Genomic DNA, 23,592 nt, shown 5'->3' on the forward strand with positions numbered 1-23,592 from the left:
ACGAACGTATCGTGTGGGGATCGCTGTCGTGTCCGGTCCGATGAAGCGCGATAAATTCGGTGGCGCTGCCGGAAGCAGCGCTAATTAGGAGGATCGCAACATGAAAGAGGTTTTCACGTTGGCTGTATTGACTGCCTGCTGTTTAGGTGCCGCGCCGTCGGAGGTGAAGGCTGCCAACTCCTCGATAGGCCCTCAGGCAACATGTGGAGCGATTAGCAGTCAAGTGTTCGCAGGTGGATACGTTGTCAATCGCACATGTGACGGTTCGAACATAAGCGGTTTTGGGACGACATTGGACGATGCTGTGACTAACGTTGGTGAGTTCTCGAAGTTGCTGGATCAAGGATTGAGTTGTTCATACGGGAGTTTTCAGGCGTCTCCTGGAGCGTTCAATACAAACTTCAACTGCTTTCTGAAAAATGCGGGTGGAGGGCTCGCCAGATCCGGGCAGATTGCTGGCATTGGCACTACGGCAACCGATGCTGGGAATAACGTATTGGAGTTTGCGAAGTTGTATGCGGCCTCATCGGGCTACCGGTGTTCGTCTGCGCAAATCCAGCTCTTGAATGGTGGGTTCATTACCGATTTCTCGTGTGCTTATCCGAATACGGGCGGTGGGTTGGGAAGGTCGGATACGATTAGCGGAATCGGATCTACTTCGACCGACGCGGCCCAGAATGCCAGAGGCTTCGCCGAGATGGCGGCATCAGTCAAACGCGTATGTCGTACAACATCCGGTTCCATCCGCCTCAATGGCGTGATCTTTGAGGTCACCTTCACCTGCTCAAATACGCGACAGGCGATCGTGGGGTATGGAAGTACGCTGACCTCTGCGGGTAGGGATGCGCTGATGCAAGCCCAGTCGCAGTAAGGTCTCGATAGCGTGTCGATGCGGATGGTGCGGATCCAGCTTCGCGCCATCCGCGTCTTGAGCTAGAGCGTGGGGCTCTGGCGACCGGCCACATGTCGTTGGTGTGGGAGCGCAGTTGTCGCTGGCGGTGCGTATCGGTTACTAGGCCTGTTGCAGCGATTGCATCGATCGACGGCTGCGCTGTCACGCAGCTCGCACCAGCGGCGTTCTGTCGACGCTTGCTCATGGTTTGTTAAGCTGGGGGTTCATCCTTTCAAGGCGCACACTATGACCGACACCCCCGTGAAGGCCGAAACCGGCATGCCGTTGCACTGGAAAATGGCGATCGGCTTCGTCCTTGGGCTGGTGCTGGGGCTGGCGGTGCACATGAGCGTAGGCGGCGATGCGGCCTGGGTGCAGGCGCTGACCAAGTACCTCACCACGCCGTTCTCCAAGCTGTTCCTCAACCTGATCTTCATGCTGATCGTGCCGCTGCTGTTCTCGGCGCTGGTGATGGGCATTTCGGAGATGGGCGACATCCGCGCGCTCGGCCGGATCGGCTGGAAGACGCTGGGCTACACCGTGGTGCTGTCGGGTGTGGCGGTGCTGCTGGGTCTGGTGCTGGTGAACGTGCTCAAGCCGGGCATCGGCGTGGATCGCGAGCTGGCGCAGCAACTGCTGCAGCAGAACGTGGAGCGCACCGCGCAGATCGTCGACCAGAGCAGGCATCAGCCGCACGGCATGGACATGCTGCTGTCGATCGTGCCCGACAACGTGGTCGAAGCCGCCTCCAGCAATGGCGCGATCCTGTCGCTGATGTTCTTCGCGGTGATGTTCGGCGTGGGCATGGTGCTCAGCGAAGACGCCAAGGTCGCGACGTTGCGGCGCGGCATCGAGGGCGTGTTCGAGATCTCGATGACCCTGATCGGGCTGGTGATCCGCCTGGCGCCGTACGCGGTGGCCTGCTTCATGTTCAACCTCGCGGCCCTGTTCGGCTTCGAGTTGCTGGTACGGCTGGGCGCCTACGTGGGCGTGGTGGTGCTGGCGCTGGGCTTGCACATGGTGGTGAGTTACGGCGTGGCGGTGCGCCTGGCCGGGCGCTCGCCGCTGTGGTTCTTCCGCGCTACCCGCGAAGCGACGGTGATGGCGTTTTCCACCGCGTCCAGCAACGCCACCCTGCCGACCGCGCTGCGCGTGGCCGACCAGATGGGGCTGCCGCACAAGGTCTCGCGTTTCGTGCTCACCGTCGGCGCCACCGCCAACCAGAACGGCACCGCGCTGTTCGAGGGCGTGACGGTGATCTTCCTGGCGCAGTTCTTCGGCGTGGAGCTGAGCATCGCGCAGCAGTGCATGGTGATGCTGGTCTGTATTCTCGGCGGCATCGGCACCGCCGGCGTCCCGTCCGGCTCGCTGCCGGTGGTGGCGCTGATCTGCGCGATGGTCGGCGTGGACCCGGTCGGCATCGGCATGATCCTGGGCGTCAACCATTTCCTGGACATGTGCCGTACCGCGCTGAACGTGACCGGCGACCTGGCCCTGACCACGATGGTGGCCAAGGGGGAGGATGGCGGGGATTCGGGAGTCGGGATTCGGGATTGATGAAGGCGGCAGCGTCGCGGCCTGACGGGCCAGGCGTGGGAGCGGCTTCAGCCGCGATGGGCCTCCCGGTGAACGCCTGTCGCGGCTGAAGCCGCTCCTGCGTCATCTCAGGCGTCCAGCCGGTGACGCTACCAATCCCCAATCCCCAATCCCCGCCTGTGGGACAATAGTGGGCCCGACGCCACGCGCCCGCTTCCGACAGATCCCTCATGACGACGCCCACCCGCCGCGAACTCGCCAACGCGATCCGTTTCCTTGCCGCCGATGCGGTCGAGGCCGCCAATTCCGGCCATCCCGGCATGCCGATGGGCATGGCCGACATCGCCGAAGTGCTGTGGAACGACTTCCTCAGCCACAACCCGAACAACCCGCACTGGTTCAACCGCGACCGCTTCGTGCTGTCCAATGGCCACGGTTCGATGCTGCAGTACGCGCTGCTGCACCTGTCCGGCTACGACCTGCCGATCGAGGAGCTCAAGCGCTTCCGCCAACTGCACAGCAAGACCGCCGGCCACCCCGAGCGCAGCGAGACCCCCGGGGTGGAGACCACCACCGGTCCGCTCGGCCAGGGCTTCGCCAACGCGGTCGGTTTCGCGCTGGCCGAAAAGCTGCTGGCGCAGCGCTACAACCGCCCCGAGCACCAGATCGTCGACCACCGTACCTGGGTGTTCATGGGCGACGGCTGCATGATGGAAGGCGTGTCCCATGAAGCCGCCTCGCTGGCCGGCACCTGGGGCCTGGGCAAGCTGGTGGCGTTCTGGGACAACAACCATATCTCCATCGACGGCAACACCGCCGGCTGGTTCAGCGACAACACACCGGCCCGGTTCGAGGCCTATAACTGGCACGTGATCCGCGATGTCGACGGCCAGGATGCCGATGCGGTCAAGGCCGCGATCGAGGCGGCGATCGCCGAGAGCGAGAAGCCGACCCTGATCTGCTGCCGCACCACCATCGGCTTCGGTGCGCCGACCAAGGCCGGCAAGGAATCCTCGCACGGCGCCGCGCTGGGCAAGGAAGAACTGGAAGGCGCGCGCAAGGCGCTGAACTGGCCGTATGCGCCGTTCGAGATCCCGCAGGCGATCTACGACGGCTGGCGCGCCGGCGGTGCCGGTACGTTGCGCCAGGCCGAGTGGGAGCAGGCCTTCGACAAGTACGCCAAGCAGTACCCGGCCGAAGCCGCGGAACTGACCCGCCGCTCGCATGGCGAGCTGCCGGAAGACTTCCTCGCCCAGGCCGACGCCTACATCGCCAAGCAGGCCGCCGAAGGCCAGACCATCGCCTCGCGCAAGGCCTCGCAGATGGCGATCGAGGCGTTCGCGCCGCTGCTGCCGGAGCTGGTCGGCGGGTCGGCCGACCTGGCGCATTCCAACCTGACCCTCTGGAAGGCCAGCAAGTCGGTCGCCACGGATGATCCGAACGCCAACTACGTGTACTACGGCGTGCGCGAGTTCGGCATGACCGCCATCGCCAACGGCCTGGCGCTGCACGGCGGCTTCATTCCGTTCGACGCCACCTTCCTGGTGTTCAGCGACTACGCGCGCAACGGCGTGCGCATGAGCGCGCTGATCCCGGCGCATGCGATCCACGTCTACACCCACGACTCGATCGGCCTGGGCGAGGACGGCCCGACCCACCAGCCGGTGGAGCATCTGGCGTCGCTGCGCTACATCCCCAACAACGACGTGTGGCGCCCCTGCGACACGGTGGAGTCGGCGGTGAGCTGGAAGGCCGCGATCACCCGCAAGGACGGCCCGAGCTGCCTGGTGTTCAGCCGCCAGAACCTGCCGTTCCAGGCTCGCACTGAGGCGCAGATCAAGCTGATCGAGCGCGGCGGTTACGTGCTGGCCGATGCCGAGGGCGGCACGCCCGACGTGATCCTGATCGGCACCGGTTCGGAGGTGGGCCTGGCGGTGGAAGCCAAGCAGGCGCTGGATGCCGCGGGCCTGAAGACCCGCGTGGTGTCGATGCCCTGCACCGACGTGTTCGATCGCCAGGACGCCGCCTACCGCGAGTCGGTGCTGCCGTCGGCGGTGCGCAAGCGCGTGGCGGTGGAAGCCGGGGTCACCGCGTTCTGGCGCGCCTACGTGGGCCTGGACGGCGCCGTGGTCGGCATCGACAGCTTCGGCGCCTCGGCGCCGGCGAACGTGCTGTACAAACACTTCCAGATCACCGCCGAACACGTGGTGGCGGCGGCGAAGGCGCTGTAAGCCGAGAGCCGCGATTGTGACGAAAAAGGCCGGCGCATGCCGGCCTTTTTCTTGCCTGTGCGGGTGTGTCGGATGAGGAAAGGGACGCTTCTACGACCACGCAATCGGCGCGATGCGTGTCGGCGATGCGGTCAACCGCGCTTGCGCGGCTTGCTGCGCGGCGTCGCAGGCTTGCCGGCGGCGCTGCCGGATTTCTGCGGCGTCGCCAGTGCGCCCGCCTCCTGCAGTTGCTGCAACCAGGACAGCGCGTCGACGTAGGACAGGAAGTGCTGCAGGTAGCCGGGCGAGAGCGTGCGCATCAGCGCCAATGCGCGATGCACCAGCACGCCGGAGTTGAGCGGGCCGGCGTCGGCGGGGGCCGGTTGCAGCGACTGCCGCAATTGGCTGCGGCTGCGCAGTTCTGTCCACAGCCGGCGCGCGTCTTCGACCGCGGGCAGTTGCGGTGCGGTAAGTCGCGCCGCTGCGGTCGCTGCGGTGGGCAAGGGCGATGGTGCGGGGAGTTCTGTGTCGATGGCATCGGTCGCCGTGGGGGCTTCGTCGTTGGCCTCCAGGTTGGCGCCGTGGTCGTTGCCGGCGCGGATCGCAACCGCCGCGGCGCGGAACTGCGCCAGCAAGGCGCCGAGCGGGCCGGGTTGCATCGCTCGCACTGCGGCCTCGGCATCGCCAGCGCTTTGCGGCGCCGCGTCCAGTGCCGCGGCGTACGCGTCGAGCAACGCGGACAGCTTCTGCTCCAGCAGTTCCCGCGCCTTGCCCTGCTGCGCCTCGGTGCGACGCGCCAGCGCTTCGAGGAAGCGGAAGCGCAGCGGGTCCAGCCGCTCGGCGTGCTGTGCGCGCCAGGCGGCGAGGCGGTCGGTGGCGGCGATCCGCTCAGCGCGCATGCGGGGGGGCGGCGCTCTTGCGCATGCGCGGCAGCGGCGCCATCTCCACGCGGCGGTTGCTGGCGCGTCCGGCCTCGTCCGCGTTCGGCGCCACCGGTTGCTGCGCGCCGAAGGCGGCGGCGAAGATCGCATCGGCCGGTACGCCTGCCTCGATCAGCGCGCGGGTCACGGTCAATGCGCGCTCGGCCGACAGTTCCCAGTTGTCGGCGAACTGGCGATTGCTCTCGCGCACCTGGCGATCGTCGGTGAAGCCGCTGACCATCAGGATCTCGTCGCGCGCCTTGAGGTAGCCGGCCAGCGGCGCGGCCAGGCTCTTCAGCAGGTCGCGGCCTTCCGGCTGCAATTGGTCGGAGTTCAGCGCGAACAGCACGTTGCCGCGGATACCGATGCGGCCGTCGACCAGGGTCACCCGGCCGGCTGCCAGCGGTGCCGCCAGCGCCTGTTCCAGGGTCTTGCGCTGCTGCGCTTCACGCTGGCGCTGGCGCATTTCCGCATCCAGCTTGTTCGACAGCTGCAACTGCACGCCGATCACCCCGATCAGGATCAGCACGAAGGCGCCGAGCAGCACCGACATCAGGTCGCCGAACACCGCCCAGACCGGGGCGCCGTTGTCGGCGTCCAGTTCCAGTTCGTCGCTCATGCCGCGTCGGCCTGGTCGGGCGCCTGGCGCGCGGCGAGCTGGCGCAGCTCCTCAGTGATCTGCTGCTGCGAGAGCATGCTCAGGTCGATCACCTCACGCGCCTGCGCCACGTAGTAGGCCAGTTGCTCGTCGCTGCGCGTCAGCGACTTGTCCAGCGCCTGCTCGATGCCCTGCAGGCGTTCCAGCAGGGCCATGTTGGATTCGCCGAAGGCCTGCACCGCGCCGGAGAACGCGTCGCCCAGGCTGACCACCTCGGTGACGCCGGCGACGACCTGCGCGGCAGCGTCGTCGAGCTTGCCGGTCTGGGCGTCGATCTGGTCGGTGAAGCGGCTGCCGACGCGCTCCAGCAGGTCGGCCGACGTCGCGACCAGGGCGTCCACCGCGCTGCGCTGTTCGGTGGACGCGTGGTTGACCGCCTCCAGCAGGGTCTGCAGCGTGGCCAGCAGGCGGTTGCGCTCGTCGAGCATGGCGGTGTCGCGGACCATGCTGTCGGACAGCTTCTGGCGCAGTTCCGCGACCACGTCGGCCGCGGCCCTCGGCGCTTCCGAGGCCACCTGCACCAGCCGTTCGATCTCGGCGATGGTGTCGCGCGCCTGTGCCTGGCCCTGCTCGGACATCGCCGCCGCGGTTTCCTGCAGGGTGCTGCAGATCTCCTGCTGGCGCTGTGCGATGCGCTCGCCATGGTGCTCCCACTGTCCGCCGAGGGTCGCGGCCATGCTGGCGAAGCTGTCGGTCCAGGCACGCAGACGCGCCTGGTCGCGCGCTTCCAGTGCCTCCTGCAGGTCGGCATGGGCCTGCTGCAGCGTCTCGGCGAGGGCGGCGGCGCGCTGTTCCAGGCTGGCCGTGGCGGTGTCCAACGCCTGCGCGTTGCGCGTGGCCAGGGCCTCGTTGACCTCGCGTTGCTGCGCCAGCGCCGCGCTCCACGCCTGTTGCACGGCCTCGACGGTGGCGTCCAGGCGGGTCGCCACGGTCTCCAGCGCCTGCGTCGTGTGCGTGGCGAGGGTGTCGTTGATCGCGCGCTGCTGGGCCAGCGCAGCGTCCCAGCCCTGCCGTGCGGCCTCGGCGGTGGCGTCCAGCCGCGTCGCCACGGTGTCCAGTGCCTGCGCGTTGCGTGCGACCAGGGCCGCGTTGGCCTCGCGCTGCTGTTCCAGCGCCGTGCTCCAGGCTTGCTGGGCAACTTCGGCGGTGGCATCCAGGCGGCTGGCCACTGCGTCCAGTGCCTGTGCCTGGCGCGCGGCGAGGCCGTCGTTCGCTTCGCGTTGCTGCGCCATCGCCTCGGTCCAAGCCTGCCTGGCGTCGTCGCTGGCGGCTTGCAGGCGTGCCGCGGTCGCCTCGACCAGCGTGGTGGCACGTTGCTCCAGGCCGTCGCCGGCGCGTTGCAGCGCGCCGCCCAGTTCCTGCAGCAGTGCGCCGTTGACGCGTTGCTGCTCGGCCAGCGCGCTGTCCCAGCGCTGCGTGGCCTGCTCGGCGGCCTGGGCGAAGCCGCTGGCCAGGCCGTCCAGTTGCCGCTGCACCGCCTGGCCGACGCTGTCCTGCAGCGCGGCGGTCTCGCGTGCCACGCCGTCGAGCGTGCGTTGCACCACCGGTTCCAGCGCGTCGCCGAACGCCCGCGCGTGCGCGGCCACGCCGGCCTGCAGGGCGTGTTCGACCGCGCCGGCCAGGCGCGTGTAGGCGGCCTCGGTGCGGCTGTGGAAGGCGTCCTGGCTGCTGGCCAGGCGTTCGCCGCTGACCGCGCTGTGCTGTTCCAGCGCCGCCATCATCGTCTGCATGCGCTCGATCAGGCCCGGCATCAGCGTGGCCTGGGTCTGCAGCAGCCTGAAGGCCTCGTTGCGCTGGTAGGCCAGCGAATGCGTGCGCAGCGCGGTCGCCGCGTGCAGGTCCAGGTGCTGCACCGCCTGCAGGCGCTCGCGCCGGCACAGTGCGGCGAGCAGGCCGAGCATCGCCGAGGCGGCGACGCCGGCGATGGAGGTGCCGAAGGCGAAGCCCAGGCCCTTCAGCGGCGCCGCCAGCGAGGCGCGGATGGCATTCAGATCGGTGGCGCTGTCCAGTGCCAGGCCGGTGCCGCGCAGGGTGGCCATCATGCCCAGGAAGGTGCCGAGCATGCCCAGCAGCACCAGCAGGCCGACCAGGTACGGGGTCAGCGCCGGCACCGGCAGGGCCGCGCGCTCGCCTTCGATGCGCAGGCGCACCGCGTTGCGCAGGCTCAGGTGCAGCCGTTGCAGCCAGCCGCCCAGGTCGTCGCGCGCGGACTCGGCCTCGATCAGCGCGGTCTGCAACGTCGCCGTGGCTTGGCGATAGCGGTACAGCTCGGCGATGCCGGCCAGGTAGCACAGGCCGATCAGCGCGGCGAAGCTGGCGCCCAGCGGGTTGGAGCCGAGATAGCCGACGCCGATCCAGCAGACCACGGCGAGGCCGGCAAGGAACAGGACGGAATGGAGCAGGGTCTTGGGCATGAGGGTCGAATCAACGGCTGCGAAGCGCGGCGAGCAGCGCTTCGATGGGATGGAAACGGACGTCCAGCTCGGCGCGCAACACGCTGTGCAGGTCCTGGCGGAACAGGTCCAGCCAGGCCGTGTCGGCAGGCGCCGGCGGAACGTCGGTGAGGGATGGATCGGGGGCGGGCGCGGCGGCCGCGCGCAGGCGCTGGAAATGCGCTTCCAGCAGGTTGGGCACCGTCGCCAGCAGGGTCTGCTCGCGCGGGCTCAGGGTCAGTTCCATCACCGCATCGACCTCGGCCAGCCGCGCCATCTCCGGCGAGAGCGGGACCAGGGCATCGCGCAGCAGGCCGCGCAGGCGCCCGGTCGCGGTCAGCATCGCGCGCTGCAGCGCCTGGTAGCGCTGGCGGAACGGCGCGTAGTCGATCGGTGCGTCGGGGTCGTGCTGGCGCTTGCCCACGGGCTTGCCGGTTTCCTTGGCGATGTCCAGGGCGATGCTCTCTTCCAGTGCAGCGCGCACGCGGCCGCATTCGGCCTCCAGGGCCGACGGTTCCGGCGCCCCGGGGGCATCTTCGGCAGGCTCGGGCAGTTTGCCGTCCAGCGCCCGTGACACTGCCACCGCGCGGTTCCAGTCGATCCATTGGCCGAGCCGGTCGGCCAGCGCGGGGCTGGACGCGGGCATCGGCGCATCGCTCAGGCGCGCCAGCAGGCGAATGAAGGCCGGGCCCGGGACGGGCGCCCGTGGAGGGGCTTTCGCCATGTGAGTGGTCAAAAACCCGCAATTTTACACGCGAATGACATCGGCTGCCCGGAGGCGGCCGATGCCGACCCGCAAGGGGACGCCAGCGACCTCAGCGCGCCTGGCGTTCGGTGCGAATGCGTGGCCTCATTTGCACTGCGGCTTGTTCATCTTGATGTCTTTCAGATCGGCAGCGGTATACAGCGCCGCGGGGCGGTTCGGGTCGTTCTGCATGTTCTGGTAGAGATTGGCCAGTGCCTGCAGATGGCCGTTTTCGCCGCTGCCGAAGCTCTGCTGCGCCGATCCCCCGGCGCCATACAGGCCATTGCACAACAGGGCTTTCCTGAAGATCTTCAGCACTTCCACGCGCGCATAGTAGGTCTGCAGGCGCTGTGCGGCGTCTTGCGGCTGGTGATTGATCTTCGCGTAGTTGCTGTTGCAACGCGGACCGAGGTCCGTCGGATAGGCGGCGGCGATGCCCGCGCAACTGGCGACGGTGGCGGGCGGAGCGGCCAGCGCAGCAAAGGGCAGGAGTGTCGACAGCACGAGCAGAAGAGCGCGGAGCGATGGGCGCATGTTCATCGAAGGGAATCCTTGGTCGCAATGGGATGGATGGTCGGCTTGCGCGCCATGCAGACATGGTCGTCGCGCAGCCACTGTCGCTGCGTGCCGATATGTGCGGGATCGGGAAATGTCCGTAGATGCCCGGGCCTTCAGCCCGAGGAAGCGCGATGCAGCTTGCGGAGGATTGCCGCGTCTCTCGATGCTTCGGCGCCAGGAGTGGTCTCTGAGGGCGGGGCGCGGCGCTGGTGCATCCTGCCCAATGCCTTGCGTGCGGTCTGCACGCAAGGCACCCGCCGCAGCGGCGGAGGCAGGGCAGCGTCAGTAGGTATAGCTCAGCGTGAGCATGTACACGCGCCCGGTTTCCACGTAGGCACCGTCGGCACCGGGGTCGTAGGCCATGTAGCGGGTGGACTTGCCCTGGGTCTCGTAGAACGTGGCCGAATTCAGCAGGTTCTTGGCAGCGATGCCGACGTCGATGCCGTGCGGCAGGTGGTAGGTGGCGGTGAAGTCCAGCGACTTGACCGGCTGCAGGTAGTAGTTGAGCCGGTCGCTGGTCAGCCCGAGCAGTTGCAGGCCGGTGTAGTTGTAGCTCAGGTCGGCGCGCAGGCGGCTGTCGTCGTAGAACAGGCCCAGGTTGTAGATGCGCTCGGGCGCACGCGGCAGCCAGGTCTTTTCGGGCTGGTCGGTGCGCTTGCTGTCGGCGGAACTGTGTTGCAGGGTCAGGTTGGCGGCAACGCCGACGTTGCTCCAGAACCCAGGCAGATCCTGCAGGCGCTTGCTGCCGGCCAGTTCCACGCCGTACAGCGTCGCGGTGCCGCCGTTCTGCGGCATGGTCACCGGCACGCCGTCCTCGAAGGTGGTACCGGTCGGGACCAGGCCGCCGAGCGTGTTGTCGTTGCTGGTCGCCGACTGCGAGGTGTAGATGAAGCCGGTGATGCGCTTGTAGTAGGTCGAGGCGCTGAGCACGCCGCCGTTGCGGTCGTAGAACTCCGCGGACAGGTCTGCATTGTCGGCCTTGCTCGGCTGCAGGTCGGGATTGGGTTTGGAGATGCCGATGACCTTCTGGGTGGGGTCGACCGTGTACACGGTCTCGCCGGAGATCAGCCCGAACGCCGGGCGGCTGAAGCTGCGCCGCAGCGACGCGCGGTAGACGGTCAGCTCGTCCGGGCGGTAGTTGAGGCTGATGCCCGGCAACACCTCGCCGTAGCTGCGGCCGCTGCCGACGAAGCGGCCGTTGATGCCGTCGCCGTTGGATTGCCAGGCGTCGGCCGAGTAGCGGGTCAGTTCGTAGCGCACGCCGGGCAGGATGGTCACCGCGCCGACATGCAGCGTGGCCATCGCGTAGCCGGCATAGATCGCCTCGGTGCTGGAGGTGGTGTTGGCGTTGTAGTCGTTGGCGGTATAGACGCCGGCCCCATTGGGATCGTTGACGTACTTGTACGGCACCGCCTGCGCGCGCACCCAGTCGCGGTCGAGGATCTTGAACGGGCCGGCGTAGTGGCCATCGAAGGCGGCGTAGGTGAGGCGGCCGGGCAGCGCGCTCAGCGGCGGACCGCCGGCGTTGGGGAACACGTAGTTGCGGCCGCCGAAGTAGGGGCCGTTGTAGATGAAGTTGCCGTCCTTGTGGAAGAACGGGTGATCGTAGGAACCGCGGTCGGCGTGGTCGAGCGACAGGCCGGTCTTGACCTCGTCGAGCAGGTCGCCGTCCACGCGGTAGCTGATGTCGGCATGCGCGTTGGCGCGGTTGTCGTGGCTGCCGGCATCGTGGCCCTGGGTCTTCCAGAACAGCGCCGAATCCAGGCTGTAGAAGAAGTTCTTCAGCGCCGGCGAGCTCGGGCCGATGCTCGGGTAGGTTGGATCGCTGAGATCGAACGCGAAACTGCCAGGAGTGAAGCCGTACAGGCTGGCCGCGACATAGTCCGGGCGGCTGCGCGTGCCGCGCCCGAACGAGCTGCCGTAATCGAAGCGCAGGCGGTCCAGCGTGGTCTGCCCGCCCAACTGCAGCGTGGCCAGGGTTTCCTTGATGTCGTGGGTGTTGAAGTAGCCGCCGCGCACCGCGGTCGGCTGGTTGTTGACGGTTTCCAGGCGTGCGCTGGACTGATCCTGCTGGCCGGTGACGTTGTAGCTGCCGTAGATGGCGCGGGCGAAGAGGGACGTGTGGTCGCCTTGCCAATCGAAGGCGAGATTGCCGCCGTAGCGCTCGATCTGGCTGGTGTAGACGCTGTACTTGTAGCGCGCGCTGAGCAGCGGGCCGACGTCGCGCAGGTCCACCGCCTTGGCCTGGGCCGGGTCCGCCGGGAAGTACGCGCTATTGGGCGCAGGCGCCTGCGCCATGTTGTTGTTCTTGCCGTAGTAGGCCGAGGCATAGACGCCGAACGCGTGGTCGTTGCCGAACTTCCAGGCCAGCTCCTGTTGCACCGTGCCGCCGGTGTGCTTGCCGCCGAGGTCGGAGGCGAGCGCGTTGAACTGGCCTTGCGCGGTGGTCTTGCCGTAGAAATCGCCGTCGAAGTCGAACGCGCTGGGCGTGCGCATGTCGATCGCACCGCCGATGGCGTCGCCGGGCAGGTCCGGGGTCGGCGACTTGGAGACCTTGACCGACTGGATGCCGAACGGCGCCAGCATGTTCAGCGAGATCGCGCGCGTGGACGAATCGGTCTCGGGCATGCCGAAGCCGTTGAGGCTGTAGCTGTTGTAGCTGGCATCCAGGCCGCGGATGCTGACATAGGCATTCTCGCCGGTGGTGGCCTGGCCCAGGTGCATGTCGCTGTAGGCCGACAGCCCGGGCAGGTGCGCGACCACGTCGGCGATGCCGGCGGAGGGAATCGCCTCGATCTGCTGCTTGCTCATCACGCTGTTGACGCCGTTGGACAGGCGCTGTTCGTCCAGCGATCCGGGGACGGTGGCCTGCGCGGCCTGCACGTTGACCGAATCCAGGGTGGTGGTGCGCGCGCTGGCGTCATCGGCGTCGCTGGCATGGGCGGCTGGCGAGAGCGCAAGCGCGAGGGCGATGGCACAGCACAGGGGACGGGGGCGATGGAACGGGGACATTGGGGGCGACTCGTTGGGGGAAACAGCGGTTGCGATCCGAGGTCCGGACACGCCGATGCCGGCGCGCGGATCGCCCAGGCCTTCCATTGCGTGTGTGAAGGGCGTGGCCGCGCCGTCGCGCGGCCAATGGCGGTCAGTGGCGCAGGTCGATGCCGTGGCAGTCGGCCTGCGGACGTTGCGGATTGCAGCGGGCGACGGCGTCGCCGGGAAAGCGCACCACGTAGCCGGAGGCGGCCGGCTCGTGATCGGGGAAGTCGGTGCTGAGCAGTTGCGCGCCGCTGGCGAGCATGGCGTCGCGCCGCGTCGTGTCGGCGTGCGCGGCTTCCTTGAGGTCGGCATCGGTGCGCGTGCGCACCAGGTAACCGGCCTTCACCAACTGCGTGATCGCGTCGGCGCTGCCGTCGTTGCGCTCGACGAAGGCGGCATCATCGGTGCCAGGATCGGCGTTGGTGAAACACACGCGGCCGCGCAAGGCCGGATGGCCGGCGAGGTAGGCCGGGCCGACCGCGCGCTGGTCGAGCAGGAACACCACCTTGCCGCGCGCGGCCGCCAGCGTCGGCCAGCCATGCGCGAGCACGGCGGCGTTGAGCGTCGGCGCCGTGCCGCGCACCTGATCGGGGCTGATGTATTCGTTGGCCGCGAACACCGAGCGCAGTTCCGCGTCCAGCGCATCCAGCGCCTTGCCGTCGAACGGCTCCGGCTGCACCGTGGGAAACGCCGCCGGCAGCGGCGATTGCTTGGTTTCCAGCAGGATGAAGAGCGGCAGATGCCCGGGATGCCGCCGCGACCATGCCCGCACCTCGCGCAGGCAGGCCAGCAGCGGCTGGCAGGTGCTGCGCTGATCCAGGTCCTGGATATGCATGACCTTGAAGCCCGGTTGCTGCATCACCCCCGGCGCGGCGATCGGCGGCGCCGGCGGCAGCCCGGCCTTGGCGAGCTGATCGTTCATCGCCGGATGCGCATAGCGTCCGCCCTTGGCGTCGGCGTAGATGTCCAGTTCGATCTGGCGCACGCCGTCGTCCAACTGCTGCGTCAACGGCGGGTGCCGGTAGTCGAGCACCGCGAACGTCGCCGGGTCCAGGCGCTTCCACAGTGCGGCTTCGCTGGGCGCGAAGCCGGCGTGGTAGCTGTTGTGGCTGCCGATGTACTGCAGGTCGCTAAGCCTTGGTGCGGCGCACAGCGCAGATGGCAACAGCGCCAACACCGCCAGCAGGGCGCGCAGCGCAGCTGGCGCGCTGCGGAGTTTCGACGACATCGGGACAGAACGTTGGGGGAACATCGTGGCCACGCTTGGTAACGATATCTCGACAGCATCCCGAGTGGAGTTGACGCGGGTGTTGCCAAATCGTGTCATGGCCCGCGCTGTGCCACGATCGTGCGCGGTGTCCTATGCACGCATGACCGTCGTCACGTTGTTGCGGCTGGTTTGGACAAGCACCGCCGGCGATGCGGTTTTGCCGCAACTCAGTGCGAAGTGTTGTCGTTGTTGCGAGAGCGACTCAGCCGCGACGGGCATTCCCGATCGCGCGCGTTGCGGCTGTCGGCCCAGGGCACGTCTAGCCGCTTCTACACGTAAACCCTGCGTCGCCGGGTGGCTCCCTGCCGTTGCTGTGCGTGCGTCATTGCGGCGTGCGCGTGCGCTGCAGGGCGAATGCCAGCAACGTCGCTTCCAGCCGTTCGCCGAGGCTGCGCGGCGCGTCCAGCCCCATGCGCTGCATGCAGGCGGCATCCGCCGCGGGACGCGCCAGCACCGCGCTGGCCACCGTCTTCAGCTTGGCGCCGGTGCTGGCGGTGTGCTGCTGAAGCCAGGACAGGGCGCGCAGCAGGCGCTGCTCGACCTCGGTGAAATCGCTGCCCAGCGGATAGTCGGGCAGGGTGCCGTCGCGGCGGAACGGCGCCAGCGCGTCGCGCACGCGCGCAGCCTGATTGCGTTGCCAGTGCGTGGGTGCTGCGAAGTCGGCGGCCAGCTTGCCGTTGGCCTTCGCCGTCTCCAGCAACGCAAGTTGGGCCTGCACGTCGGCGATCCCGACCATCGCCGCGACGCAGTCCTCGTCGGTGAGGCCGCGCAGGTCGGCGATGCCGTACTCGTTGACGTAGAGGTCGCGCAGGTGTCGCGGAATGGTGGTGTGGCCGTAGTTCCAGCGCACGTTCGACTGCGGTGCGCCGGCATCGCTGCGGACGGCGCGGAACATCAGCACGCTGCGCGCGTCGTCCAGCGCGTGCGCCATGGACACGAAGTTGTACTGGCCGCCGACGCCGGACACCACGCGACCATCGTCCAGCGCATCGGACACCGCCGCGCCGAGCGCGGTGGCCATCATGCACGAGTTGAAGAAGCGCGCCTCGCGCCGCTGTACCCGGCGCAGCGCCTCGCCGCCGTAGAGCTGGTTGATCTCGCTGATGCGGCGCATGCCGATCGCCGCGCGCGCCTGCGGATCCATGTCGCGCAGCCAGGCGTAGAACTCCGGCGAGCCCAGGTAGAACGCGCCCTGCAGGTATTCGCCCTCGCGCTCCAGACGCTGCAGGTCCTGCGCATCGGCAGTGCCGTCGGCCACGCGCTGCAGCAGCGGCGCGTCGTCGAGCACCTTGCGCCGGATCACCCCGCACTGGACCAGTTGTCGGAAGCCTTCGTTGAGCATCTCGCTGCAGCCGAACAGGCCGATCGCGAACGGCTCCAGGCCGCCGCATTCGCGTACCGCCGGATGCCGCTCCAGTTCCGGATCCAGCGCCGCCAGCACCTGCCGGTAGCGCGCGTTGTCGGTATGCCGCAGCACCAGCGCGTGACACAGCGCATCGGCCAGGGTACCGATGCCGATCTGCATGGTGCCGCCGTCGCGCACCAGCGTGCTGGCGTACAGGCCGATGGCGTAATCGGCGTCGGCGACCGGCTGCCGCGGCAGCCCGAACAGGCGCGGATACGGCCCCGGCGGCGTCACCACTACGTCGAAGAAGCTCGGCTCCACCGCCGCGCAGCCGCCGATCCACGGCAACTGCGGATCGACTTCGGCCACCAGCAGCGGCCGCGGCAGGCCGCGCCGCTGCACCGCGGCCAGGGTGTCCTGGGTGATGTCGTTGTTGCACGAGAACGACAGCCGGGTACCGTCGGGTTCGAGCGCCACCTTCTGCACGATCAGGTTCGGCGCACGCTGCGCCACCGCATCGGCGGCATGCGTGTAGTTGAGGCTGGTGTAGCTGCGCTGCGCCTGGGTCGAGCGCAGCAGCGCGCCGGACTGCATGTAGAACTCTTCGACCTGGATGTGTGCCGGCAGCGCATCGCGCTGCATCGCCTGCACGTAGCGCAGGCGCGGGAAATCTTCGCCGAAGTGGCGCTGCACGAACGGCCGCGCGAAACGGCCCTGCAGCCCGCCGCCGGGCGCCGGCGGATTGAGCGACAGCGCGGTGTAGATCTGCAGCGGCCGCGTCGGATCGTGTTCGATGCGCTCGTACAGCGCGTTGAGCAAACGATGCGGCTTGCCCAGGCCCAGCGGTGCGCCCACGCGCAGCGGGCCGGCGATGCGCTGCAGGATCAGGTCGGCAGCGGCGTCGAGGTCGTCGAGGTGATCGGTCATCGGCATAGCTTAGAGGGTGTGCCGGCGATTGCGTGGATCGTGGTGCGAGCGATACGCGCGGTGCCGCGGCGTACGCGATTGGCGGCGACGACCTCCGGGCGTGGTGGCATGCCGATCGCCAGGACATCCGACGCTGCGCAAAAAACGCTTGACATGCGTTTTGTTTACGCGCGTAATCAGTGAAAATTTACGGGCGTAAACGAAATGTCGATCAGCGACGCGGAAGCCGTGGTCATGGAGGTGCTGTGGGAGCGGCACCCGCTCAGCGCCGAGGAGGTGTTCGCCGCCTTGTCCGGGCATGGCGGCTGGGCCGAACCCACGGTCAAGACCCTGCTCAACCGCTTGCTCAACAAGGGCGCGATCCGCGCCGACAAACAAGGCCGCCGCTATCTGTACACGCCCCTGCTGCAGCGCGCGCAGTGGGTGCAGCAACAGAGCGAAGGCCTGCTCGACCGCCTGTTCGGCGGCCGTATCGCGCCGTTGGTGGCGCACTTCAGCGAACGCGGCAAGCTCAGCGATGCCGATATCGCCGAACTCAAACGACTGATCCAGGAGCTGGACGATGAGCATTGACGGGATCGTGAGGGACCTCGGGAGTACCGCGCTGGTCGTCAGCGTGGCCATCGCGGCGGTGCTGGCATTGCGCGTGCCGATGCGGCGCGCGTTCGGCGCCGGCATCGCCTACGCGCTATGGATCGCGGTGCCATTGGCGCTGCTGGCGGCACTGTTGCCCAGCGGCTGGCGTCCAGCTTTGCCGGCGGGCTTGGCGCTGGACATGCCGGCGGTGCTGGTCGGCGTGACACGGGCGCAGATGTCGGTAGGCGACGGCGTGTCGGCGAGCGGGCATGCCACGGTCTGGTTGCTGTCGTTGTGGCTGGCGGGTGCGCTGGCCTCGGCGGCCGTATTGTGGCGGCAGCAGCGCCGCTACCGGCGCAGCCTGGGTCGCTTGCAGCCTGGCGAGGATGGCGTGCTGGTCGCCGAGCATGCGCTGCATGGGCCGCTGGTGCTGGGTGCGTGGCGGCCGCAAGTGGTGGTGCCGATGGACTTCGCCGCGCGCTATCCGCCGCCGCAGGCGCAACTGGTGCTGGCGCACGAACGCATGCATATCGCCCGCGGCGACACCCGCAGCAATCTGCTGCTCGCCGTGCTGCGCTGCGTGTACTGGTTCAATCCGCTGCTGCACTGGGCCGCCACGCGCTTCCGCCTGGATCAGGAACTGGCCTGCGATGCCGCGGTGCTGGTTCGTCATCCCGGCACGCGCCGGCACTACGCCGAAGCGATGCTGCAGACCCAGTTGGACGCGCTGGCCTTGCCGGTGGGCTGCCATTGGCAGGCGGGCAGCGTCCTGTGCCAGCGCATTGCCTTGCTGCGGCGCCCGGCGGTGCGTGGCTGGCGGCGTCGTCTGGGCCTCGCGGCGGTGACGCTGGCCGCGTTGAGCGGGAGTGCGATGGTCTTGGCGCTGCCAACCGCTGCGCCGGTCGGCGGGATGGCGCGCGACTTGGTGGCGAGCGAGATGGAGAGTGCGCCGGCGCCCGCGCCGCAGCGCGGATCTGCCAACGCGCGGGCGACGCGGCCGGCCAAGATGATCGACCTGACCCCGCCGAAGTATCCAGAGGAGGCAGTGCGTGCTGGCATCTCAGGGAAGGTGATGCTGCTGGTCGAACTTGACGCACACGGGAGGCCGAGCGATGTGCGCGTGCTCGACCATGGCAGCGGCAGTGCGGTATTGGATGCGGCGGCGGTGTCCGCCGCCTGGAAGTGGCGATTCTCTCCGGCGACCGAACACGGCCGGCCGGTGCCCAGCCGCATGAAGATACCGGTGGCGTTCGACGTGGAAATGGATCCCGTGGCGGCACCGGCGGGCGTCGCCGAGGCTGCGGACTACCGTTGGTACCGCCTGGGCGAAGGCGTCGGCGATGCGGTGGCGAGCCTGTGCGACAAGACGTTCGCGGGCACTGGCGGCGCCGCGCCGCTGTGCGGCATGGCGCGGACCGTGCGATGAGTGCGCACTTGCGGGCCGGCATGCTGCTGGCTCTGGTCCTTTCCGGCTGCGCCAGCCACGTGCCGAAAGACGCGCCGCAACCGACCCAGCGCATCGACTCGGTGGATCAGCGCATGCTGGAAACAGGATTCGGCGCGGCGCCCGGTGCGGCGGCGGTGCAGTCGTATCGGATGCAGCCGCAGGAAGTGTTCCGCATGCCGCAACCGCTGCAGGCGCCGACGCCGCAGTTGCCGAGCGAGTCGCCGCGCCGCACGCTGGCCCCGACCGCGGTCTGCGTGCGGGTGATCCTGTCCGCGCAAGGCACGGTGGAGCGCAGCGCCCTGTTGAACGATCGCCCGGACTGCAGCGCGGGTGCGCAGCCGGAGATGGCCGATCTGCTGCAGGTGGTGCAGGAGACGGTCGCGCAGTGGCGCTTCGTGCCGGCGGCGATCTGTACCTATGCCGATCCGGTGCAGCGGCCGGCGCAGGAGGGACGCTGCGACGATGCGCAGTCGGTGCAGGAGGTGCCGGTGACGCTGGCCTACGCGTTCACCTTCGAGGTCCGACAGGGCAAGGCCAGCGTGCAGTCGGGGCGCGTCGGCGGCGCGCGCTGAGCGCCGCGATCGCCGCGTGCGGTCTGCCTTGCCCGTTGCCGGGAACTACAGCATCTCCGGCTTGAACAGGCGCCGTCGCGAGATCTCCGCGCCCGACAGCATGAAGCGGCCGTCGCCCCGGTAGTGCAGGGTGCGCGGCCGCTTCGGCGAGGCGGCGACGTGCGCCTTGACCACCTCCCATACGAACAGGCCATGTTTGCCGATCTGGCTGCCGTCGTGCAGGCGGCATTCGAAGCTGGCGTAGCACTCGGCGATCAGCGGCGCCGCCACGTGCGTGGCGGGCACCGCGGTGAGGCCGAAGTGCGCGAACTTGTCCAGGTCCGCACCACTGGTATTGCCGATGCCGACCACGGTGTCGACCAGGTCGGCGGTGGGAAGGTTGATCACGCATTGCTTGCTGCGCCGGATCAGGTCGAAGCTGTGGTTGCCGCTGGAAATGCAGCAGGCGAGCAGCGACGGCGAGAACTCCAGCACCATGTGCCAGCCCAGGGTCATCACGTCGCGCTGCCGCTTCCACGCCGAGCTGACCAGCACCACCGGGCCCGGCTCGAGGAAGCGGCGCACGTCCTGGGTAGGAAAGTCGAGCTTGCGGTAGCGGCGCATGCGCAGTCTGCCGTGGCGGGGCCTTCAGTCTCGCCGGCCCGGGTGAACGCGACGTCTGCGTCAGTCCAGCCGATGCACCGCGTCGGCGATGCGCGCCACTTCCTCGGCCTGGTGGCTGACGTAGAGCATCGGCAGGCGCACGTCGTCGCGCACGCGCTGCAGGTAGGGGATCAGGTCGCTGCGGCGGTCGGCGTCCAGCGCCGACAGCGGTTCGTCGAACAGCAGCAGCGACGGCTGCGACAGCAGTGCGCGGCCGATCGCCACGCGTTGCGCTTCGCCGCCGGAGAGCGTGTCGGGGCGCCGCCCGAGCAGGGCGCCGATACCGAGCAGGTCGACCACCGCATCCAGTGCGAAGCGCGCCGGCCGGCCGCGGCCGTGGCGGCCATAGCCGAGGTTGCGGCGCACGTCCATGTGCGGGAACAGGCGCGCGTCCTGGAACACGTAGCCGATGCCGCGGCGATGCGCCGGCAGGTCGATGCCGGCAGCGCTGTCGTACAGCACGCGGCCATCGATGGCGATGCGCCCGCTGCGCGGCGGCAGCACCCCGGCGATGGCGTTGAGCAGGCTGGTCTTGCCCGCACCGGACGGACCGACCAGCGCGACCACGCGCGCCGGTTCCTCGATGCGCACGTGGCGCGCGAAACGGCCGCGCTGCAGGTGCAGGTCGATGCTCAGCATCGGTGCAGGCTCCGAGTGCTTGCGCGGCTCATGCATCCGCCTCCTCGCCGCGCTGGCGCCGGACCAGCCACTCGGAGGCCAGCAAGGCGCCCAGCGAGATCGCCAGCGCCACCGCCGCCAGCCGCCAGATGCCGGCTTCGGCGCCGGGCACCTGCAGCAGGCTGTAGATCGCCGAGGCCAGGGTCTGGGTCTGTCCGGGGATATTGGAGACGAAGGTGATGGTGGCGCCGAACTCGCCCAACGCCTTGGCGAAGCCGAGCACGCCGCCGGCGACCACGCCCGGCCATGCCAGCGGCAGGGTGACGGTGAAGAACACCCGCCAAGGGCCGGCGCCGAGTGTGGCGGCGGCCGCTTCGAGGCGGCGGTCGGTGGATTCCAGGGCCAGGCGGATCGCCCGCACCATCAGCGGGAAGCCCATCACCGCGCTGGCCAGCGCCGCGCCGGTCCAGCGGAACGCGAACTGCACGCCCAGGTGCTCGAACAGCCAGCCGCCGATCGGCCCCTGCAGGCCGAACAGTTGCAGCAGCGCGTAGCCGGTGACGATCGGCGGCATCACCAGCGGCAGGTGCAGCAGCGCGTCCAGCAACGATTTGCCGAAGAAGCGGCGCCGCGCCAGCAGCCAGCCGCAGGCCACGGCGAACGGCAGGCTGGCCAGCGCCGCGACCAGCGCGACCTTGACGCTCAGCGCGATCGCGGTCAGTTCCTGCGCGGTGAAGTCGAACAACGCCAGGCCTCAACGGGCGAGCGAGAAACCGTGGCGACGGAAGATCGCCTGTGCCGGTGGCGTGCCCAGCCAGCGCACGAAATCGGCGGCGCTCTTCGCCTGCGCGCTCGCCCGCAGCGGCGCCACCGGATACACGATCGGCGCGTGGCTGTCGGCCGGAAAGGTCGCCACCACCCGCACCTTCGGTTCGGCCTGGGCGTCGGACCCATAGACGATGCCCAGCGGCGCTTCGCCGCGCGCCACCAGCATCAGCGCGCTGCGCACGCTCTCGCTCTCGGCCAGTCGCGGCTGCACGCTGTCCCACTGACCCAGCGCCTGCAGTGCGGCGCGCGCGTACTTGCCGGCCGGCACGCTGGCGGTCTGGCCGACCGCCAGGCGCCCCTGCGCGCCGAGCGCGGCGAGCAGCGCGCCGTGTTTGCGCAGGTCGACCTGCGCCGTGCTGGCGGCCGGCGCCACCAGCACCAGGGTGTTGCCGAGCAGGGCGCGGCGCAGCGCCGGATCGATCAGCTTGCGCTGCTGCAGGTAGTCCATCCATTCCTGGTCGGCGGACACGAACACGTCCGCCGGCGCGCCTTGTTCCACCTGCCGGGCCAGCGTGGAGCTGGCGGCGTAGGACACCTGTACGGGGGTGCCGCTGGCGCGCTGGTAGGCGCTGGCGGCCTCGTCCAGCGATTCCTTGAGGCTGGCGGCGGCAAACACGGTCAGCGGCGTCTGCGCCGAGACCGGCGCGATCGCGGTGGCGACGATCAAGGTGCACAGGCACAGCAGGCGGCGCAGCGGTCGGGTCATGGGTCACTCCAGCGGGGGCAGGTAGGCGATGCGGCAGTGCGCGGCGGCGCGCGCGTACGGTCGCGCAGCGCTGTCGCAGCTCCGCATCCTAGCGCGCCGGCGGCGCGCTGCCTGCTCACGCCGGCGGCGGCGCCAGGTCGTCGGTGCGGCCGGCCTGGATATTGGCGCGCACCGACGGCTGCATCAGCCGCGGCTCGGCCAGCGTCGCATCGCGCGCCTGGCGCAAGGCCACGAAGGCCGCTTCGTCGATGCCATCGCGCACATGGATGTTGCTGCGGCGCTGTTCGCCGATGCTGGTCTGGCAGGCCACCGCGCGGCCGCCTGCGCCGTAGTCGTGGCACACGAACACGCGCGTCGCCTCCGGCAGCGCGTACAGCCGCTGGATCGAACGGTACAGCGTGGCCGCGTCGCCGCCGGGGAAATCGCAGCGTGCGGTGCCGCTGTCGGGCATGAACAGCGAATCGCCCGGGAACAGCGCATCGCCGATCAGGTAGGCGACGCTGTCGCCGGTGTGGCCGGGCACGGCGATCACCTGCGCCTGCACATCACCGACCGCGAAGCGCTCGCCATCGGCGAACAGGTGATCGAAGCCGCAACGCGCCTGCGCGTCCGCGTCCAGGCCGAACTGTGGCGCGAAACGGGCGCGCACCTCGCGGATGCCGTCGCCGATCGCCAGCGTCGCCTGCGGCCATCGCTGCTTGAACCACTGCGCGGCGGAGACATGATCGGCGTGGGCGTGGGTCTCGAGAATCCAGCGCAGGTGCAGTCCGCGCGCGTCCAGGCACGCGGCCAACGCCTGCGCCGGTGCGTGGTCCAGTGCGCCGGTCTGCGGGTCGTAGCCCACCACCGGGTCGATCACCGCGGCGTCGTTGCCATCCTCGACCACGTAGCTCCAGGTGCCGGAACCGGCATGGTGGAAGGCGTGGACGTGCGGATGCTGGCTCATCGATCGCTCCGGGTGGCGGCAGGTGGCGCGGCGCTGCAGTAGATGCCGTGCAGCACCTCGAGGATGCGCTGCACCGGGCCGGGCACCAGCGAATAATAGATGGTCTGACCCTCGCGGCGGGTCTGCACCAGTCCATCCTCGCGCAGCAGCGCCAGGTGTTGCGACAGCGCCGACTGGCTCAGCTCCACACGTGCGTTGAGCTCACCGACCGATTGCTCGTGGTCCACCAGCAGGCACAGCAGCAGCAGCCGCTTCTCGTTGCCGAGCGCCTTCAGCAGGCGCGCCGCCTCGCTGGCGTGCGCGCGCATCGCGGCAGGATCCAGGGCGGGCGCGGCGCGGCGCGGCATGGGCTCAGAAATCGACCGGGCCACCGGCCGCGGTCCAGCCCAGGAAGCCGCCGGTCAGCGAGCGCACCGCGGTGTAGCCCAGGTGCTGCAGGCTCAGTGCCGCCAGGGTGGAGCGGCCGCCGCTGGCGCAGTACAGCAGGATCGGCTGGTCGCGTCGGGCCAGCGCCGGATCGGCGTCGAGGCGGAATTCGAGGATGCCGCGCGGGATGTTGATGGCGTTGGGCAAATGGCCCATGGCGAACTCGCCGGGTTCTCGCACGTCGATGATCCACTCGCCGGGCAGCGGCGTGGCGGCGGCATCGGTGTGGACAGGGGTTTCGTGGATCTGCGCGCGTGCGCGGTCGACCAGGGCTTGGGCGGAGGAGGCGGGCATGGAAG

At 69.1% G+C, this 23,592-nt stretch carries 21 protein-coding genes; 6 read left to right on the plus strand and 15 right to left on the minus strand.

Features of this window, described 5'->3' with window-relative positions; translation table 11 throughout:
- Window positions 1–100: 100 nt before the first annotated feature.
- The 3 genes from ACHWVH_RS17000 (at window position 101) to tkt (ending at window position 4,659) form a co-directional block, all read left to right on the plus strand.
- Entirely contained in the window at window positions 101–871 is a 771-nt protein-coding gene (locus tag ACHWVH_RS17000; protein ID WP_394687596.1) for a hypothetical protein, read from the plus strand.
- A gap of 267 nt (window positions 872–1,138) precedes the next feature.
- Window positions 1,139–2,449, plus strand: a complete 1,311-nt coding sequence (locus ACHWVH_RS17005) for a dicarboxylate/amino acid:cation symporter (RefSeq protein ID WP_148829528.1) — start codon at window positions 1,139–1,141, stop codon at window positions 2,447–2,449.
- Window positions 2,450–2,658: 209 nt separating this feature from the next.
- Entirely contained in the window at window positions 2,659–4,659 is a 2,001-nt protein-coding gene (tkt, locus tag ACHWVH_RS17010) for a transketolase (RefSeq protein WP_295958428.1), read from the plus strand.
- A 131-nt stretch (window positions 4,660–4,790) separates the two neighbouring features.
- Here tkt and ACHWVH_RS17015 read toward each other — a convergent pair whose 3' ends face one another.
- The 8 genes from ACHWVH_RS17015 to ACHWVH_RS17050 form a co-directional block, all read right to left on the minus strand.
- Window positions 4,791–5,537, minus strand: a complete 747-nt coding sequence (locus tag ACHWVH_RS17015; RefSeq protein WP_394687597.1) for a DUF2894 domain-containing protein — start codon at window positions 5,535–5,537, stop codon at window positions 4,791–4,793.
- On the minus strand, window positions 5,527–6,177 hold the full coding sequence (locus ACHWVH_RS17020; protein ID WP_394687598.1) for an OmpA family protein: 651 nt from the start codon (window positions 6,175–6,177) through the stop codon (window positions 5,527–5,529). The genes ACHWVH_RS17015 and ACHWVH_RS17020 overlap by 11 nt, the downstream gene beginning before the upstream one ends.
- Window positions 6,174–8,630, minus strand: coding sequence for a DUF802 domain-containing protein (locus ACHWVH_RS17025; protein WP_394687599.1), 2,457 nt, complete (start codon window positions 8,628–8,630; stop codon window positions 6,174–6,176). The genes ACHWVH_RS17020 and ACHWVH_RS17025 overlap by 4 nt, the downstream gene beginning before the upstream one ends.
- Before the next feature lie 10 nt (window positions 8,631–8,640).
- On the minus strand, window positions 8,641–9,372 hold the full coding sequence (locus tag ACHWVH_RS17030) for a DUF3348 domain-containing protein (protein WP_152236136.1): 732 nt from the start codon (window positions 9,370–9,372) through the stop codon (window positions 8,641–8,643).
- A 126-nt stretch (window positions 9,373–9,498) separates the two neighbouring features.
- Window positions 9,499–9,933, minus strand: a complete 435-nt coding sequence (locus ACHWVH_RS17035) for a hypothetical protein (protein ID WP_394687600.1) — start codon at window positions 9,931–9,933, stop codon at window positions 9,499–9,501.
- Window positions 9,934–10,233: 300 nt separating this feature from the next.
- Window positions 10,234–12,963 carry a TonB-dependent receptor gene (locus ACHWVH_RS17040; RefSeq protein ID WP_394687601.1) on the minus strand — a complete coding sequence of 910 codons (2,730 nt, stop codon included), beginning with the start codon at window positions 12,961–12,963 and terminating at the stop codon, window positions 10,234–10,236.
- 133 nt (window positions 12,964–13,096) lie between these two features.
- Window positions 13,097–14,218, minus strand: coding sequence for a phosphatidylinositol-specific phospholipase C1-like protein (locus tag ACHWVH_RS17045; protein ID WP_394687602.1), 1,122 nt, complete (start codon window positions 14,216–14,218; stop codon window positions 13,097–13,099).
- Window positions 14,219–14,582: 364 nt separating this feature from the next.
- The gene (locus ACHWVH_RS17050; protein WP_394687603.1) at window positions 14,583–16,538 is read right to left on the minus strand and encodes an acetyl-CoA hydrolase/transferase C-terminal domain-containing protein; all 1,956 of its coding nucleotides are present in this window, start codon (window positions 16,536–16,538) and stop codon (window positions 14,583–14,585) included.
- Window positions 16,539–16,736: 198 nt separating this feature from the next.
- Here ACHWVH_RS17050 and ACHWVH_RS17055 point away from each other — a divergent pair, with 198 nt between their 5' ends.
- Genes ACHWVH_RS17055 through ACHWVH_RS17065 form a run of 3 tightly spaced genes read left to right on the plus strand, consistent with a single transcriptional unit; the run spans window position 16,737 to window position 19,127 of the window.
- Window positions 16,737–17,105: a BlaI/MecI/CopY family transcriptional regulator gene (locus ACHWVH_RS17055; protein ID WP_010340889.1), complete on the plus strand. Its 369-nt coding sequence runs from the start codon at window positions 16,737–16,739 to the stop codon at window positions 17,103–17,105.
- A complete protein-coding gene (locus ACHWVH_RS17060; protein WP_394687604.1) occupies window positions 17,095–18,534 on the plus strand; it encodes a TonB family protein in 1,440 nt (479 codons plus the stop codon). The genes ACHWVH_RS17055 and ACHWVH_RS17060 overlap by 11 nt, the downstream gene beginning before the upstream one ends.
- On the plus strand, window positions 18,531–19,127 hold the full coding sequence (locus tag ACHWVH_RS17065) for a hypothetical protein (RefSeq protein ID WP_320744937.1): 597 nt from the start codon (window positions 18,531–18,533) through the stop codon (window positions 19,125–19,127). Before ACHWVH_RS17060 ends, ACHWVH_RS17065 begins: the two co-directional genes overlap by 4 nt.
- A 45-nt stretch (window positions 19,128–19,172) precedes the next feature.
- On the opposite strand, the gene ACHWVH_RS17070 is transcribed toward ACHWVH_RS17065, so the two are convergent.
- The 7 genes from ACHWVH_RS17070 to ACHWVH_RS17100 all read right to left on the minus strand — a co-directional run bounded on the left by ACHWVH_RS17070 (window position 19,173) and on the right by ACHWVH_RS17100 (window position 23,587).
- Window positions 19,173–19,730 (minus strand): flavin reductase family protein, encoded by a 558-nt coding sequence (locus ACHWVH_RS17070; RefSeq protein ID WP_394687605.1) that lies wholly within the window; start codon window positions 19,728–19,730, stop codon window positions 19,173–19,175.
- A gap of 60 nt (window positions 19,731–19,790) precedes the next feature.
- Entirely contained in the window at window positions 19,791–20,408 is a 618-nt protein-coding gene (locus tag ACHWVH_RS17075; RefSeq protein WP_295928164.1) for a molybdenum ABC transporter ATP-binding protein, read from the minus strand.
- A 28-nt stretch (window positions 20,409–20,436) separates the two neighbouring features.
- Window positions 20,437–21,132 carry a molybdate ABC transporter permease subunit gene (modB, locus tag ACHWVH_RS17080; RefSeq protein WP_267083768.1) on the minus strand — a complete coding sequence of 232 codons (696 nt, stop codon included), beginning with the start codon at window positions 21,130–21,132 and terminating at the stop codon, window positions 20,437–20,439.
- 9 nt (window positions 21,133–21,141) lie between these two features.
- The gene (gene modA / locus ACHWVH_RS17085) at window positions 21,142–21,921 is read right to left on the minus strand and encodes a molybdate ABC transporter substrate-binding protein (RefSeq protein WP_394687606.1); all 780 of its coding nucleotides are present in this window, start codon (window positions 21,919–21,921) and stop codon (window positions 21,142–21,144) included.
- Window positions 21,922–22,036: 115 nt separating this feature from the next.
- Window positions 22,037–22,867: an MBL fold metallo-hydrolase gene (locus ACHWVH_RS17090; protein ID WP_394687607.1), complete on the minus strand. Its 831-nt coding sequence runs from the start codon at window positions 22,865–22,867 to the stop codon at window positions 22,037–22,039.
- On the minus strand, window positions 22,864–23,214 hold the full coding sequence (locus ACHWVH_RS17095) for a helix-turn-helix transcriptional regulator (RefSeq protein ID WP_267098080.1): 351 nt from the start codon (window positions 23,212–23,214) through the stop codon (window positions 22,864–22,866). The genes ACHWVH_RS17090 and ACHWVH_RS17095 overlap by 4 nt, the downstream gene beginning before the upstream one ends.
- 4 nt (window positions 23,215–23,218) lie before the next feature.
- Complete coding sequence (locus tag ACHWVH_RS17100; RefSeq protein WP_019800082.1) at window positions 23,219–23,587, minus strand: rhodanese-like domain-containing protein; 369 nt, start codon at window positions 23,585–23,587, stop codon at window positions 23,219–23,221.
- Window positions 23,588–23,592 lie beyond the last annotated feature (5 nt).

The organism is uncultured Xanthomonas sp., assembly GCF_964278005.1.
GTDB lineage: Bacteria > Pseudomonadota > Gammaproteobacteria > Xanthomonadales > Xanthomonadaceae > Xanthomonas_A > Xanthomonas_A sontii.